General features: G+C 63.9%; 17 protein-coding genes and 2 pseudogenes. 14 read left to right on the forward strand and 5 right to left on the reverse strand.

Annotated features, from left to right (window positions below):
- Window positions 1-360: 360 nt before the first annotated feature.
- Window positions 361-1,215: a class I SAM-dependent methyltransferase gene (locus IEV82_RS04645; protein WP_188480820.1), complete on the reverse strand. Its 855-nt coding sequence runs from the start codon at window positions 1,213-1,215 to the stop codon at window positions 361-363.
- 285 nt (window positions 1,216-1,500) lie between these two features.
- Between IEV82_RS04645 and IEV82_RS04650 the strand changes: the two genes are divergently transcribed.
- The 3 genes from IEV82_RS04650 to IEV82_RS04660 all read left to right on the forward strand — a co-directional run bounded on the left by IEV82_RS04650 (window position 1,501) and on the right by IEV82_RS04660 (window position 3,557).
- The gene (locus IEV82_RS04650) at window positions 1,501-2,877 is read left to right on the forward strand and encodes a site-specific DNA-methyltransferase (RefSeq protein WP_188480821.1); all 1,377 of its coding nucleotides are present in this window, start codon (window positions 1,501-1,503) and stop codon (window positions 2,875-2,877) included.
- A complete protein-coding gene (locus tag IEV82_RS04655; RefSeq protein WP_188480822.1) occupies window positions 2,874-3,092 on the forward strand; it encodes a DUF7220 family protein in 219 nt (72 codons plus the stop codon). Before IEV82_RS04650 ends, IEV82_RS04655 begins: the two co-directional genes overlap by 4 nt.
- Before the next feature lie 75 nt (window positions 3,093-3,167).
- Window positions 3,168-3,557: a hypothetical protein gene (locus IEV82_RS04660; protein WP_188480823.1), complete on the forward strand. Its 390-nt coding sequence runs from the start codon at window positions 3,168-3,170 to the stop codon at window positions 3,555-3,557.
- Window positions 3,558-3,633: 76 nt separating this feature from the next.
- On the opposite strand, the gene IEV82_RS04665 is transcribed toward IEV82_RS04660, so the two are convergent.
- Complete coding sequence (locus IEV82_RS04665) at window positions 3,634-4,206, reverse strand: DUF3489 domain-containing protein (RefSeq protein WP_188480824.1); 573 nt, start codon at window positions 4,204-4,206, stop codon at window positions 3,634-3,636.
- Between the two features lie 95 nt (window positions 4,207-4,301).
- Entirely contained in the window at window positions 4,302-4,574 is a 273-nt protein-coding gene (locus IEV82_RS04670) for a hypothetical protein (protein WP_036751164.1), read from the reverse strand.
- Between the two features lie 111 nt (window positions 4,575-4,685).
- Between IEV82_RS04670 and IEV82_RS04675 the strand changes: the two genes are divergently transcribed.
- The 3 genes and pseudogenes from IEV82_RS04675 (at window position 4,686) to IEV82_RS04685 (ending at window position 7,588) form a co-directional block, all read left to right on the forward strand.
- On the forward strand, window positions 4,686-5,246 hold the full coding sequence (locus IEV82_RS04675; protein ID WP_188480825.1) for a hypothetical protein: 561 nt from the start codon (window positions 4,686-4,688) through the stop codon (window positions 5,244-5,246).
- Window positions 5,194-6,884, forward strand: a pseudogene (locus IEV82_RS04680) (phage terminase large subunit family protein). The gene IEV82_RS04675 and the pseudogene IEV82_RS04680 overlap by 53 nt, the downstream one beginning before the upstream one ends.
- Before the next feature lie 86 nt (window positions 6,885-6,970).
- The gene (locus IEV82_RS04685; protein WP_188480826.1) at window positions 6,971-7,588 is read left to right on the forward strand and encodes a DUF1989 domain-containing protein; all 618 of its coding nucleotides are present in this window, start codon (window positions 6,971-6,973) and stop codon (window positions 7,586-7,588) included.
- Between the two features lie 25 nt (window positions 7,589-7,613).
- On the opposite strand, the gene IEV82_RS04690 is transcribed toward IEV82_RS04685, so the two are convergent.
- The gene (locus IEV82_RS04690; protein WP_188480827.1) at window positions 7,614-8,504 is read right to left on the reverse strand and encodes a DUF1186 domain-containing protein; all 891 of its coding nucleotides are present in this window, start codon (window positions 8,502-8,504) and stop codon (window positions 7,614-7,616) included.
- A 65-nt stretch (window positions 8,505-8,569) separates the two neighbouring features.
- Between IEV82_RS04690 and IEV82_RS04695 the strand changes: the two genes are divergently transcribed.
- The 6 genes from IEV82_RS04695 (at window position 8,570) to IEV82_RS04720 (ending at window position 12,676) form a co-directional block, all read left to right on the forward strand.
- Window positions 8,570-8,785 carry a phage head-tail joining protein gene (locus tag IEV82_RS04695; RefSeq protein WP_188480828.1) on the forward strand — a complete coding sequence of 72 codons (216 nt, stop codon included), beginning with the start codon at window positions 8,570-8,572 and terminating at the stop codon, window positions 8,783-8,785.
- Between the two features lie 78 nt (window positions 8,786-8,863).
- Window positions 8,864-10,312, forward strand: coding sequence for a phage portal protein (locus IEV82_RS04700; protein WP_229747672.1), 1,449 nt, complete (start codon window positions 8,864-8,866; stop codon window positions 10,310-10,312).
- A gap of 4 nt (window positions 10,313-10,316) precedes the next feature.
- A complete protein-coding gene (locus IEV82_RS04705) occupies window positions 10,317-11,345 on the forward strand; it encodes a head maturation protease, ClpP-related (protein WP_188480830.1) in 1,029 nt (342 codons plus the stop codon).
- Between the two features lie 6 nt (window positions 11,346-11,351).
- Window positions 11,352-11,723 (forward strand): head decoration protein, encoded by a 372-nt coding sequence (locus IEV82_RS04710; protein WP_188480831.1) that lies wholly within the window; start codon window positions 11,352-11,354, stop codon window positions 11,721-11,723.
- A 57-nt stretch (window positions 11,724-11,780) separates the two neighbouring features.
- Complete coding sequence (locus IEV82_RS04715) at window positions 11,781-12,365, forward strand: major capsid protein (protein ID WP_229747712.1); 585 nt, start codon at window positions 11,781-11,783, stop codon at window positions 12,363-12,365.
- Window positions 12,365-12,676: a head-tail joining protein gene (locus tag IEV82_RS04720; protein ID WP_188480833.1), complete on the forward strand. Its 312-nt coding sequence runs from the start codon at window positions 12,365-12,367 to the stop codon at window positions 12,674-12,676. The genes IEV82_RS04715 and IEV82_RS04720 overlap by 1 nt, the downstream gene beginning before the upstream one ends.
- 26 nt (window positions 12,677-12,702) lie before the next feature.
- Here the strand turns inward: IEV82_RS04720 and IEV82_RS04725 are convergent, their stop codons facing one another.
- The gene (locus IEV82_RS04725; RefSeq protein WP_188480834.1) at window positions 12,703-12,984 is read right to left on the reverse strand and encodes a sll1863 family stress response protein; all 282 of its coding nucleotides are present in this window, start codon (window positions 12,982-12,984) and stop codon (window positions 12,703-12,705) included.
- Between the two features lie 65 nt (window positions 12,985-13,049).
- On the opposite strand from IEV82_RS04725, the pseudogene IEV82_RS04730 reads away from it, so the two are divergent.
- Window positions 13,050-13,682: pseudogene (locus IEV82_RS04730) on the forward strand (DUF6441 family protein).
- 203 nt (window positions 13,683-13,885) lie between these two features.
- Window positions 13,886-15,049: an AI-2E family transporter gene (locus IEV82_RS04735; RefSeq protein WP_229747673.1), complete on the forward strand. Its 1,164-nt coding sequence runs from the start codon at window positions 13,886-13,888 to the stop codon at window positions 15,047-15,049.
- Window positions 15,050-15,226: the final 177 nt, after the last annotated feature.

Below are 15,226 nucleotides of genomic sequence, written 5' to 3' on the forward strand. Positions count from 1 at the left end.
CGACATCATCGCCCGCATCTCCGATATGCCGGTCTCGCGCCTGCACGAGTTGCTGCCGTGGGAATGGGACGGGGCCACGCCCCTGGTCAAGGTCGCTTGACCGCGGCCTCCAGCGAATGCTTACAATCCAGATGCCACCCGCAGCGCCTGAAACCCTCGTGAATTCAAATATATGACTGGCCGTCTAGGGTGGATACCCCGCGGATGCCGGAATCCAGCCGGAGTTCACTGGACCCCCTGCCGTGAAGTCCAAGCTCTTGCTCGTGAGCGGAGGGTAATGTTTCTGCTCAGAGGCGTCTGAGGTCGGCAATCTTTCGGAACGAACGTTCGGCTGCTTTTGCGAAGGCTGGCCTCCAACGCTCAGACGGGCGCCCTGGCCGAAAGCAGCGTCATTGTCACCGGCACCCGCAGGCCATGCTCGGTCTCAAATCGCCTGAAGCCGGCGGCGATATCTGCCTTGATGGCGGTGAGCTGCGTCTTGGTGGCACCCTTCAAATCCATGATGCGAGCCGCTGGACCCATGGAGCCGATGCTCGCCGCAGCCTCCGTCGCAGGCCCGCGCGTCTCGAGGATCACCTCGAGGGGACTGGCGCTGGCATCCATCCATCCCGCTGCCATGAGGATGGCCAATGCACGGTCAGTGTTGGCAAATGCCAGAGGGCCTGGGGCGTCGGGGTCAGAGTCGATCGGTCCCAGGTGCCGGATCGCAGCCTCAGTCGGGATGCGAAACCATGGGTTGGCCTCACCGCGTCGCCATACGACTGCGGACAAATAGCCACCGGGCCGAACTGCGCGAAGCAGGTTTGTGAAGGCGGCAGTGGGATCGGCGAAAAACATCACTCCCATCCGGGAGACGACACGGTCGAAGGAGGCGGGCGCGAAGGCATATGTCTGCGCATCGGCATGCAGATAATCGACGGAGGCGCTACCCTCTCCAGCCGCGGTGGCACGAGCCTTGTCGAGCAGCACCTCGGAGATATCCACACCGGTTACCGAGCCGTCGACTCCGACCCATTCAGCCGCTCGACGCGTCACCGCTCCGCTGCCGCAGCCGACGTCGAGCACATTCATCCCCAGTTCGATAGCCGCGCAGGTGAGCAGTGGATCATTCATGGGCGCGTGCAGCGTTTCGAGGTCTGCCTCGAAAGCTACCCATTTCGCTCCGAAATCGGAGTTCCAGAACTGCCGCTGCGCCGCGTTTGTTTCATCGGTCAACTCAATCCACCTCGCCAAACCTGTTGTTCATGTCCGTACGCGTGATCAAACGGTAGCCGGAGCCAAGGTAGCACAGGTTCGTTGGCTGGAGATTATTTTGTTATGAGATCGCTCTTCTCAGTCTGAGCCAGACTTGGCCATCTGACCAGAACCGTCAGATGCCCCTCCGCCGGCAAAGCGGACGCCGATCGTTCAGGCCGGGCCCGAGGCCAGCATTCTGCTCCGTGAGCGCGAAGTCGGAACGCGTCAGACTATCACTACCACTCTCACTCAGGATGCTCCTGCATGACCCTCGCCTTCGCCCCCGAGCGGATCGAGCACTGGCCGCTTGCGCGCCTGCAGCCCTACGCGAAAAACGCGAAGCTGCACGGAGCCGACCAGGTCGCAAAGATCGCCGCCAGCATGGCCGAGTTCGGCTGGACCGTGCCCTGCCTCGTCGCCGAGGATGGCGAACTGATCGCAGGCCACGGGCGCGTGCTGGCGGCAACGCAGCTGGGGTTGACCGAAGCGCCGGTAATCGTGCTTGGCCATCTGACCGAGGCGCAGCGCCGGGCCTACCGGATCGCGGACAACAAGCTGACCGAACTCGGTACCTGGGACGAGGCGCTGTTGTCGGCGGAACTGACCGACCTGCTGGCCGAGGATTTTGACCTGTCGCTGGTCGGCTTTTCCGATGGTGAATTGGACAAGCTGCTGGCCTACGTGCCGGAGGGGGACGGCGACGAAGGTGGCGCCGGGGGCTCCGTGCCGCCGGTGACCATCCCCGAGCCGCCGCGCAATCCGGCATCGCGCACGGGCGACCTGTGGATCCTCGGCGATCACCGGCTGCTCTGCGGCGACAGCACCAGCGCGGTCGATGTGCGCCGTCTGATGAATGGCGAGCGGGCGATCCTGTTCGCGACCGATCCGCCGTACCTCGTCGACTATGACGGCTCGAACCACCCGACCCGGAACAAGGACTGGTCGGCGTCCTACGGCACGACATGGGACGACAGTTCGCAGGGTGCGGAGCTCTACGATGGTTTCATCGCGGCCGCCGTGGCCGAGGCCATCACCGAGGACGCCGCCTGGTACTGCTGGCACGCGTCACGCCGTCAGGCAATGCTGGAAGCCTGCTGGGAAAAGGTGGGCGCGTTCGTCCACCAGCAGATCATCTGGGTGAAGGACCGGGGCGTGCTGACCCGGTCGCACTACCTCTGGAAGCACGAGCCCTGCTTCATGGGCTGGCGCCGCCCGAACCGCCCGCCCAAGGTCGCCGAGGAAACGCTGCCATCGACATGGGCGTTGCCCAGCTTCGCCAAGGACGACCGGCCCGACCACCCCACGCCGAAGCCGCTCGACGCCTTCGGCATCCCGATGCGCCAGCATGTGGCGCGGGGCGGCCTCTGCTACGAGCCGTTCTCGGGCTCCGGCTCGCAGATCATGGCGGGCGAGGCCAACGGCCGCCGCATCTTCGCGATGGAAATCAGCCCGGCCTACATCGATGTCGCCGTTGAACGCTGGCAGGCCGAAACCGGCCGCGACGCGATCCTCGACGGCGACGGTCTTTCCTTCGCGCAGGTGAGGACCGAACGGCTGGGCAACAATGCCGACGCCCCGGCCGGTACGCCGGCAACGGACACCGCCCCCGAACCCGCGCGAAAGCGCAAGACCGCCGCGTGAAACAGTCCCGCCGCATGTCGCTTGTGGAGTCCGTCGCCAACGTGACCGTCGGCTACGGCGTTGCCGTCGTCACGCAGATCCTGATCTTCCCGGTCTTCGGGCTGCACACGACGCTGGCGCAGAACCTGAAGATGGGCGCGGTGTTCACCGTGGTGAGCATCGCTCGTTCATTCGCCATACGGCGGGTGTTTGAAGCGATGCGCGGGAATAAGTAATGCCCAGAGAACAACAGTCTTTGGTTTTCCGCACATAGCTTATAGCCTGCCCACAAACGAGCAGGGATCAGAAAAATGTCTGAGCTGGAAGTCAAAGGGCTTGATCGCACTGAATGGGGCAGCTCGATCATCCGCCTGCATCGCTCCCATAGAAGTGGCATTGGACGGTACGGCGTTGCGAGAATAGTCAATGCCGCCGATCCATCACGCTCATGCGATGCGGTGCTGCTGGGCCATGATGACGAAACCGCGATCTACATGGCTTTCGACGCTAGGCAATCCCTTGGCGTCAATAAGGGCCAGCGTTTGAGTTTTGAACTGGAGGAACTTAGGTGGTTCGGCAAACTTTGCTGGTACCTTAAGACTCCGGACCCCCGGATATACATTCCTGCTTGGCTTGCAGCTTGGTCAGTGGTTCTCGGTCTCTTGGGTTTCTTGCTTGGCGTCATCTCGCTCTTGAAATAGCTGGATTCGAACACACCCAACGACTTGCCGCCGCCCCGTAGGGACGGCGGTCATCAGCTTGTCGGGGTCCGGCGCGTCAGGCGGCGGGGAGTTTGTACACGCGCCCCCGATCCTCGACCTTCTCCGAGGTCACCTCGAGCCCGAGCTTCTTCTTCAGCGCCCCGGCTATCGCGCCGCGCACCGTGTGCGACTGCCAGCCCGTCGCGGCCATGATCTCCTCGATGGTCGCGCCGTCCGGTGCGCGCAGCATGGCGATCAGCGTGGCCTGCTTGGTGCCCTCGCGCGGTGTGCGCGTCTTGAGCGCGCACTCGATCTCGGCGGGGGTGTCCGGCGCGGGCTGCTCGGTCGGTGCATCCGTCGGGCCCGCAGGCGCGGGGTTCGCGTTCTCCGGCTCGATGCCGATGGCGGCGAGGCCCGCGTCGGTGGCGACCAGCGTGACGCCGTGGCCGTCGCCGGTCTCGCGCCAGACGGGCTCGCCGTTGCGCATGTCGGCGTCGACCTCTTCGAGGAAGCCCTTGGCGAGCATCGCGCCGACCACCTTGGCGGCGGCGCCACCGCGCAGGCTTTCGGGCAGCGGCAGGGCGATGTGCTCGGGCCGCTGGGCGGCGGCGCTCAGGATCAGGGCTTGGGTATCGGAAAGCTTGGTCATGGGGTCGTCTCCGTATTCGGGCCCGCGTCATGCGGCGCCTTCTACGACCCCGAGCCGCGCAGGGCGCGCGGCAGGAGTTCCGGCTGGGCCGGAGATCAGCGGGCGTGTTCGCCTTCGCCGAAAGCGCTGTCGGTGATGCGCTTCAGGAGGCTGGCGTAGTGTTCGAGAGTGCCGACCATGGCCCAGCCCGCCTCGTCGGGGGCGCAGTTGAAATGGTCGTCGCTGAGCGCCTGCAGGCGCGCGAGCATCTCGTCGATCTCGGCCTTCTTGCCGATAAAAGCGGCGAGCGCGGCTTCCTTGTTTCGGCGCGCCTTCTCGGCGCGGAGTTCGTGGCGCGGGGTGGTGATCGGGTTCAGGCGGGTGGTCATCTCGGTTGCTCCGGGTGAGTTGCATCGTCCTTGTGGGATGGACGTTCGCTCCGTCTCGGAGGCTTATCAACTCGATAAGCACATGATCTTGAATGATAATCGGAGCCGTCGATGCAGGGCATGAGCGAGCGCCAGTACGCCGCCCATGTCGGGCTGTCGCGCGGCGCGATCCAGAAGGCGAAGTCGGCCGAGCGGCTGGTTCTCTATCCCGACGGCAGCATCAACGCGGCCGCCAGCGACGCGCGGCGGGCGGAAACCACCGATCCGTCCAAGACCCGCAAGCCGCCTGCGCCGAAGCTGAAGCCCGTCCCCGAGGCGGCGGTGGCAGCGGTCGGAGACACGCTCCGCGAACAGGGTCTGGCGGTCCCGGCCGTCGGCGGCGGCACGACGTTCCTGCAGGCGAAGACGGCGAACGAGGTGCTGAAGGCGCAGGAACGGCGCATCCGGCTGCAGAAGCTGAAGGGGGAGTTGATCGAGCGGGCCCGTGCGCTGGCGCTGGTGTTCCGGCTGGCGCGGGAGGAGCGGGACGCATGGGTGAACTGGCCTGCGCGCGCGGCGGCTCTGATGGCGGCGGAGCTGGGCGTGGAACCGGCCGCGATGCAGAAGGCCCTGGAAAAACATGTACGCGCCCACCTCATTGAGCTCGCCGAGGTCCGGCCCGACTTCAGGTGATGATGGCGCACTGACGGACTTCGACGGCGCGGGCGAGATCCTGCGCGCCTGGGGCAACGGGCTGCGGCCCGACCCGGACCTGACGGTCTCGGAATGGGCGGACCGGCACCGGATGCTCTCGGGCCGCGCCTCGGCCGAACCGGGGCGGTATCGCACGGTGCGCACGCCCTACATGCGCGAGATCATGGACCGTCTGTCGCCCGGCGATCCCACGCAGCGGATCGTGTGCATGAAGGCGGCGCAGGTCGGCGCGACCGAGGCGGGCAACAACTGGATCGGGTTCGCCATCCACCAGGCGCCGGGTCCGATGCTGGCGGTCCAGCCGACGGTGGAACTGGCCAAGCGCAACTCGCGCCAGCGCATCGACCCGCTGATCGACGAGAGCCCCGATCTGCGGGAGCGTGTCAAACCGGCCCGATCCCGCGACGCGGGCAACACGATGCTGTCGAAGGAATTCGCGGGCGGCATCCTGATCATGACGGGCGCGAACTCGGCGGTTGGGCTCCGGTCCACCCCCGCACGCTACATCTTCCTCGACGAGGTCGACGCCTATCCGGCTTCGGCCGACGAGGAAGGCGACCCGGCGACGCTGGCCGAGGCGCGGTCGGGTATCACCTCTCGGCGCTCTACTCGCCGATCGGCTGGCTGAGCTGGGAGCGGATCGTGCGGGCATGGGACGCGGCCCAAGGCTCGGACGAGGCGATCAAGGCGTTCCGCAACACCATCCTCGGCGAGACATGGGTCGAGACCGGGGAAGCGCCCGACTGGCAGCGGCTGGCCGACCAGCGCGAGACCTGGGATGGAGGGACTGTTCCAGAGCGCGGCTTGTTCCTGACAGCTGGCGCCGACGTGCAGAAGGACCGGATCGAGGTCGATGTCTGGGCGTGGGGCAGGGGACTTGAGTCCTGGCTGATCGATCACCTGGTCATCGAGGGTGGACCCGGCGATCCGGCGTGCTGGCAGCAGCTGAGCAATTTGCTCGGCCAGACATGGGAGCATGTTTCCGGTCAGAAGATGACGATCGCCAAGCTGGCGATCGACACCGGCTACGAGACGAGTGCCGTCTATGCCTGGTCGCGTCAGGTCGGCTTCGCGCAGGTGGCGCCGGTCAAGGGCGTCGAGGGGTTCAACCGCTCGAGCCCTGTGACCGGCCCGACCTATGTGGACGCGACCATCGCGGGCAAACGGCTCCGGCGCGGGGCCCGGCTCTGGACGGTCGCCACGTCGACCTTCAAGACCGAGACCTATCCCTATTTGCGTCAGTCCAGGCCGACGCGGGAGGACATCGAGGCTGGTCACCCTTGTCCGCCCGGAACGATCCATCTGCCAAACTGGGCGGACGGAGAGTGGTTGAAGCAATTCACGGCCGAACAACTGGTCACGGTCGCGACCCGCCGCGGCTTTGCAAAGCTGGAATGGCAGAAGTTGCGCGAGCGCAACGAGGCGCTGGATTGCCGGGTCTATGCGCGGGCCGCTGCGTGGATTGCCGGGGCTGACCGATGGTCCGAGGTGCGGTGGCAAGAGCTGGAGCGGCAGCTTGCGGTGGAACCGGACAAACCAGACGGCGATCCCGGCGCGACACACGCGCGACGTCCCTCGGCGCGGCGGAGGTCCGTGCGGTCCACTTACATGGGGTAAAACGACAACACGGCTGAGCCAGGTCTGCTTGCGACGCTCCTCAAACTCTGTTCTGGTTGCTCAATCCCAAGAACGGAGCCGGAAAAGTGTCCACTGAACCTGAAACATTTACCCTTCCGGCTCGGCGGGGTCGTGCAGTCCGTCTGAGCAAGGGCGAGGCGATCCAGATCGTCAACACCCATGGCACTCAAGTCGTGGACACATGGGTGTTCAACGCTGAAGATTTGACGGAATTCCTGTCGAACGAGCACATGCGTCCGACGCTTGGCAAGCTGTGGCCGGGCGAGGGCGACGCGCTGATCACCAACCGGCGCCGGCCGATCATGATCATGGAGGAGGATACGTCACCCGGGCGCCATGACACACTGATCGCGGCCTGCGACGATTATCGCTACGGCTTGCTGGGCTGTACGGACTATCACGACAACTGTACCGACAATCTGCACGCCGCGATGCGGCGGATCGGGCTCGAGGCACCGGAATGCCCCAGCCCGTTGAACCTGTGGATGAACATTCCGGTCACCGCAGATGGCGTGACCAGCTGGGGAGAACCGCTGTCCAAGGCAGGTGATCATGTCGTTCTGCGGGCGCAGATGGACTGCATTGTCGCCATGTCAGCGTGCCCGCAGGATATCCTGCCTATCAACGGCGCGGCCTGTCAGCCGACCGAGGCCCATTACAGGCTTCTTGATCGCCAAGCCTGATTGCTCGGTTTGTGCCAGCTGAACACTACAGGCAGCACTTCTTGAACTTCTTGCCGCTCCCGCAGGGGCAGGGGTCGTTGCGGCCAAGCTTTTCCGGGGCTTTTGCAAGGGCCTCGGTCCACGGCGCCACACGCAAGGCGTTGTCCACTTTGCGGAGTTTCTGTCGGGTCAGGAACTCATCGGAATAGCAGTGCCATTTCGACAGTTCGTCAATGGCGTCGGTGATCGGGGATTTCTGATACCAGCGGTTGGCGGGTGAAACGTCTTCGTTGAGGGTCGCCTCCAGATCCTCGAGAAAATGCCCGAAGTCACAATACTCTTCAGGAATGAGGCCCTGCTCGAATGCCTCGCGCACGGCCTCTGACATGTCCTCGAGCCCAAGGGCGGCGATGGCGTCCATCCAGCCGGTGAGGAGCTCCGTGGGTGCCCTGGAACAGCGCTGGCGATAGGTCTGGAAGTAGTCCTCGATCACCGGACGTTGATCGGGATGCAACAGTGCGATCAGGACGAGAGCATTCATCAACGACAGACGCGCGAATTCATCGGCCTTCCTGTCCTCGATCGCGTCGAACACGGGCTGAAGGTCCCCGTCGAATGTTCCGGCGATGACGCGAAAGCTTGTTTCGGTCACCGCGTCCCCAAGAAGATGGTCGATGACCTTGGTTGGTTGACGGAGCATCTGGACCAATGGGCGATAGGCACGTGGGTCCTGCCATTCGCCCAGCAGGTGGAAGATTGGAATGAGCGCGATCACGTCAGCGTCTTTCATCGCAGGGATACGTTGATGGGTCAGTCGGGTGACCAGATCGACGAAGACCGGTGCCATTTCCTCGCGCCGGGCGCCTGCTTCGGCCATGGCTTCCTTCGGGAAAATGTCGTCGCGCGCGAGATCGCGCATGATGTCTGCTGGGGTCATGGCTCTGCCTTCACTCGTTCGGCTGTTGGCGCAATGAAACATATTTGCAGGTCAGGTCAATTCAGATGCCGACATCGACGGAACTCCGTGCCCGACGAGACGCCCTGTCTGCACAACGTTCCTCTGGCGTGGCGCGTTTCAGCTACGACGGAAAGACGGTGGACTATCGCAGCGTGGCCGAAATCGACCGTGCCATCGAGGCGCTGGACCGCGAGATCGCAGCCCTGGAGGGACGGCGCATTGTCCGCCATGTGCGCATCACCACATCCAAGGGGCTGTAGTTCATGGGGCTGTTCGACCGGTTTCGCCGCTCCGAAAGGGGCGGTCCTGCCGCCGTGCGTGCGCGCCTGGAGGGGGCGATGTCGAAGCGCCGACTACGTGGCTGGAACCCACCGCTGGAAAACATCAACTCGCTGGTCGCTTCGGGCGGGCCAAAGCTGCTGGCCCGTGCGCGGGAACTGGTGGTCACCAATGGCTATGCGGCGAATGCCTGCGAGGCCTTTGCGTCAAACATGGTGGGCGATGGCATCAAGCCGTCCTCGCTCATCGAGGATGCAAGCCTGCGCGACCGCGTCCAGCGGCTCTGGCTGGCCTGGACCGACGAGGCGGACGCCGATGGGCTGACCGACTTCTACGGTTTGCAGGCCATGGTGGCGCGCGAGATGTTTGTGACGGGCGAATGTTTCGTACGGATGCGTCCGCGCCGGGCTGAAGATGGTCTGCTGGTGCCGTTGCAGCTGCAGCTTCTCCAGTCCGAGATGCTGCCCTTCGAGAAGACGGGCACGGCGGCAAATGGAAACCCGATCCGTTGCGGCATCGAGTTCGACCCGATCGGTCGGCGCGTGGCGTATCATTTCCGCCGCAGTCATCCCGGTGACAGCACGGATCAGCGGGTGGCAATGCCAGAGACGGTGCGCGTGCCCGCCGAGGACGTGCTGCACATCTACCGCCCCATCGATGCGGGGCAAATTCGCGGCCTGCCGCATGTGGCTCCGGCCATGGTCCGGTTGTTCCTGCTGGACCAATACGACGACGCCGAACTGGACCGCAAGAAGACCGCGGCGATGTTCGCGGGCTTCATCATCAAGACCGCGCCGGAAGACCCGATGATGGGAGAGAGCGAGGCTGACCTCGACGGCGCAGCAATCGCCAGCCTCGAGCCCGGCACGATGCAGGTGCTGCTGCCGGGTGAGGATGTGAAGTTCTCCAGCCCCGCCGATGTCGGCGGTGGCTACGAGGCATTCCAGTATCGCACATTGCTGGCGGTCTCGGCCTCGTTGGGTCTGCCGTATCATCTGGTCACAGGCGATGTTCGGCAGGCGAACTATTCGAGCCTGCGGGCCGAACTGGTCGAGTTCCGCAGACGCGTGCAGCAGCTCCAGCACGGGGTGATCGCGCATCAGCTCTGCCGCCCCGTCTGGGCGCGCTGGCTGGAGACGGCGCAACTGGCGGGTCGGCTTGACCTGTCTGATCCTGCGGCTGCGCGCATGGTGCAATGGATCCCGCCCCGTTGGGACTGGGTCGATCCATTGAAGGACATTCAGGCGCAGGTGCTTGCCATGGAGGCGGGCATCACCTCGCGGCGCAAGGTGGTCGAGGCCACGGGCTACGATGTCGAGGAAGTGGATCGCGAGAATGCGGCCGATGCCGCACGGACAAAGCAGCTGGGGCTCAGGTACAGAACCAGCCCCGGAGAGACGCAGGGTGCCCGCGCGACGCCCGCAACGCGGCCGGGTCCCGGCGACGGGGCCGAGGCCGACAAGGACGACGACGCGGCCATGAGCGACCGCGCCACCACTCAGGAGTAAGACCATGAACAGCTGGTACACGATCCGCGCCCGGGCAACGGGCGCGGAAGTGCTGATCTATGACGAAATCGGCGCCTATGGCGTCTCGGCCAAGGGCTTTCTGGCCGAGCTGGGCGCGCTGCCGGATGATGCGCCCATCGATCTGCGGCTCAACAGTCCCGGTGGCTCGGTTTTTGACGCCGTCGCCATTTACAACGCGCTGAGCCGTCACGCCGGTGCCATCACGGTCTGGATCGACGGCATCGCCGCCTCGGCGGCAAGCTATATCGCCATGGCGGGCGACGAGATCGTCATGCCGGAGAATGCCTTCCTGATGATCCATGATCCCTCCGGGCTGGTCATGGGCACGGCGGCGGACATGCGCGACATGGCCGGAACGCTTGACAAGATCGCGGCCAGCATGACCCGGGGATATGCGGCCAAGTCTGGTAAATCCGAGGAGGACATCGCGGCGCTGCTGGCGGCCGAGACCTGGTTCGACGCCAAGGACGCTCTTGAGGCAGGGCTTGCCACGCGCCTCGCGGAGCCCGTGCGCATTGCCGCCAGTTTCGACATTGGACGGTTCCGGAATGCGCCGCCTGCACTGGTCGAGGCAGTCGAGACAATAGAGCCGGAAGCAGACGCAGGGACGGGGCCCGACATCGTTGGAGATGACAACGATGTTCACCCGGTCGCGGACGCAGCGCCGCAGTTGGAGAGCGCTCCGGGTGTTCCGGACGCGAACAGCCAATCGAGCGGGGCGGAAAGCTTCGGTGAAGATGCCTTCACACTGCCTGATGCCGGGGCGATCCGCGCGGAAGCCATCGCCCATGCGCGTGCGGTGATCGACCTCTGCCGCCTTGCAGGCCAGCCGCAAATGGCAGGCCGGTTCCTCGAGGAGGACGCCAGTCTGGACGCGGTGCGCGCGAAGCTCCTTGCAGCGAAGGCCGAAGTCACGCCTCAGATCAGCTCCCATCACCCGCAACCCGGGCCCAGTGAGACCACGCGCCCCTGGGGTGATGTCATCGCCCGTACCTTCAAGTTGAAAGGATAAACCAGAATGACCACGCTATCCGAGCCCAAACACGCGGGCGGCTTCCTCGTCTGGGAAGTTCTGCGCGACTACACCCGCGAAACCGTCACGCTCGCGTCTGGCGCTGGCAAGCTCCCGGCCGGCACCGTGCTGGGCAAGATCACCACGGGCGGCAAATACACCACTCTTGCGCCGGCTGCCTCCAACGGCAGCCAGACTGCCGCCGGCATCCTCTGGGCCGAGGTTGATGCGGCAAGTGCCGATGCACCAGGCGTCGTTCTCCTGCGCGGACCGGCCATCGTGAACCGTCACGAGATCGGCTTTCCAGAGGATGCCACCGAGGGGCAGATCACCACCGCCACCACGGCTCTGGCAGCCCTCGGTATCATTCTGCGCTGAGCCACGGCGCGGTTCCCCCATCACATCAAGACCAGAAGGAGGCACGCTGTGGCCACCATGGACATCTTCGAAGGCGATGCCTTCTCCATCATCGAGCTGACCCGCGCGCTCGAAAACATCCCCTTCAAGCCCGCGATCCTGTCGGGCGCGGCGCTCTTCGGCAGCCGCGGCGTGCGGGCGCGCACCGTGATGATCGAAAGCGTGGACGGCACGCTGGGTGGGCTGGCCGCCGGGCAGGTGCAGCTGCGCGCCGAATGTGGCTCGGCCTTCTTTGCCGATCTGGTTGCCCACAAGGAGGTGCGTGAGACGTACCTGAACACAGCAGCTGCCGCTGATCTGCGGGGCAGGGTGGGGGAAGAAGTCAGCTTCGGTGGCATCACCTTTCGCCGCTATCGGGGCGGGCTGGGCTTCGGCGTGCCCACGGACAAGGCGTATTTCTATCCCGAGGGCGTCGAGGGTCTGTTCGAGATCTACTACGCTCCCGCCGACACCTTCGAGACGGTCAACACCGTCGGCCTGCCGCTTTATGCGCGCATGATCCCCTATCGGGATCGCGACGAATGGGTGCGCCTCGAGATCGAAAGCAACCCTCTGCCGATCTGCACCCGGCCGCAGGTGCTGCGCTCGGCACGGCGGACCTGATGACGGCCGTCGCCATGGCGCTGGACGCGCTGTTCGCCGATGGCAATATCGGGGTCGATGCCGTCTATACTGCTGATGGCGGTGCGCCCGTTCTTGTCCGTGTGGTCACGCGCCGCGCGGATGATATTGCGGGTTTCGGCGATGCGCGCATCTGGTCAGAAACCACGAGGTTCGACCTGCGCGTGGCCGAAGTGGCGAACCCGCGCCCGGGCGACCGGATTGAGATCGATGGCGAGGCCTTCCTCATCCAAAGCGAGCCTGTCCGTGACCGTGACCGGCTGGTCTGGACCGTCGATCTGAGGCCTGCGTGATACTGAAACCGGCGCTGATCGGTTTTCTAGAACCGGCTCCAGGCCTTCTGGAAGGAGCTTGAGATATTCTCCCAGGCACTTTCCATGCCTTTGCGCATGTCGTCCCAGGCGGCTTCGCTGGCTGCCTGTGCTTCCTTCATCTTGGCCTGAGCCTCGTCGCGCTGCTTGCGCATTTCAGCAAGCTGCTTCTCGTATTTCGCCTCGTTCTCGGCCTCAGCGACCTTGGCCTTGGCCTGCAGCTTGTCGATTTCGGCGTTCCACTCATCGAGTTGCGCCTTCATTTTTTTCACGTACGCGTCGCGATCCATCTTTTTCTCCTTCATGTTGTAAACAGAGTATCACACATGCGCCCCGAAGGCGAATTGCCGGACCAATGAAACTCAGGCTCGACATCGATCCCGACATCGTCGCGATGATGGCGGCCGATGTCGCGGCTGGCGAACGCGCCGTGTCGGCTGCCATGCGCGAGGCCGGGACCGGGCTGAAGTCGGCCTGGCGGCTGCAGATAACCGGCGCGGGGCTCGGCACACGGCTGGCCAACTCGATCCGGAGCCAGAACTTCCCCAAGTCGGGGGAGAGCCTGAATGCCGCGGCACTGGTCTGATCGAACGCCCCAGTAATTGACGGCGCGCACGATGCAGGTCCGCTGATCCGCTCCAAAGACGGGTTCTGGCTGGCGATCCTCACTCCGGCCGCAGGAAAGACCACAAAGGGTGGGCGAATTACCCCCGGCGAATGGGAACGCCGCACGGGGTTGCGCCTTCGGTTCATCTCCCGACGCCGCGGACCCAGCCTGCTGGTGGCAGAGGGGCGGTTGAATTTGAAAGGGCGGGCGGTGGTGTCGCGGTCAAAGACCGGGCGCGGCCTGACAACCGTTCCAATCTTCCTGCTGGTCCCGCAGGTAAAACTGCGCAAGCGGCTTGACCTGGCGCGGGGTTCAGAACGGGCGATGGACGATGTACCGGGGTTGATTGTGGCGAATTGGTTGGAGAGAAAAGGAAGCTGATGTCTTCCCCGCGGACGAAACAGTCATTCCTGCGAGGATGCTTCAGCCACGTCGCTCAGGTGGCAACCCCGAATGTCTGAAGCACGATCGCGAAATATTCCCCGTTTCTTTGTAACGTTCGCCGCTTGGCTGCGTTGAGCTTCGAAGACACCTGCAGACACGGAACCGATGTCGCTACTGCACGCCACCCCAGCTGTGCAGCATTGGTCGACCTGTATCATCGACCATGCTCGGTCGACCTAGTGGAGCGCATACCCATGAGCAATCCGGACAACTCTAACGCGACCAACAGGCTCCTAACAGCGATCATGATCCTGATGACCCTTGCGGTGATTTATTTTGCCAAGGATATCGTTCTTCCAACAGTGCTGGGGTTCATGCTGGCGCTGACGCTTGGACCGTGGGTACGGTGGCTGTCGCGCTGCGGTATCCCCTCAGCGCTGTCCGCAACGGTGCTGATCTTCGGCTTTGCGGTGCTGCTGGGAATTGCGGTCCTGCTGCTGGGCGGAAAGGTGACCAGCTGGTTCGACGAAATCCCCCGCATATCGTTCGAATTGCGTGAAAAGCTGCGTGGGATCACTGACTCGGTAGCAGCGGTTCAGAACGCCTCGGAACAGGTCGAAGACCTCGCCAAGGGAGGCGATGACACTGCAGAAACGGTGGTCCTGCAGCAGCCTGGCATGTTGACCACTGTCGTCAGCAACCTTGCCAGCTTTCTCACGTCGCTGGTGGCGGGGCTCGTCCTGGCGCTGTTTCTGCTGTCTTCCGGCAACCTGTTCTACGTCAAGGTCGTCGAATCCTTCCCGAGTTTCGCCGACAAGAAGCGTGCCCTGACCGCGATCTACGAGATCGAGAAACGCATGTCGCGTTACATCGTTGCGATCACCGTCATCAACGCCCTGCTGGGGCTCGCCATTGGATCGACTATGTATCTGCTTGGCATGCCCTATCCGTTTGTCTGGGGCATTGCGGCGTTTTGCCTGAACTATCTTCCGTTGATCGGCGCGATCGTTGGCATGCTGGGTGTTGGCGCCTTTGCAATCGTTCACTTCGACAACATCTACTACGCGATGCTGGCGCCCATAGCCTATCAATCGCTCACAGCGCTGGAGGGACAGTTTCTCACACCGGTGCTGTTGGGGGCTCGCCTGCAGTTGAACGCGGTCGCGGTATTTCTGACGGTCATCTTCTGGACCTGGCTATGGGGGCTTCCGGGGGCGCTGATGGCGGTCCCGATCCTCGCACTGATAAAGGTGATCTGCGATTACGTCCCCGGTCTTGCGACCTTTGGCAATTTCCTGAGCGGCCGCACCATCGATCCCACCCTCCAAACGTTGGACGCGCGTGAAAATCATCCTGCGCAATGATCAAATGGCGGAATTCCGCATCACGCCGAAAGCTTTGAAATCGGCTTTGGCGTTTACCCCATACTCACGCAAATTTCATTGCATAATGCGCATGCGGGCAATCAATCTTGGGATCGGCAACTTTTCAAACGGCCTCACACCACAACCAGCAGCTTTGGCAAACAAGGGGTCGTCCCC

It is taken from the genome of Marivita lacus (genome assembly GCF_014637725.1).
In the GTDB taxonomy this organism is placed as follows: Bacteria; Pseudomonadota; Alphaproteobacteria; order Rhodobacterales; family Rhodobacteraceae; genus Marivita; species Marivita lacus.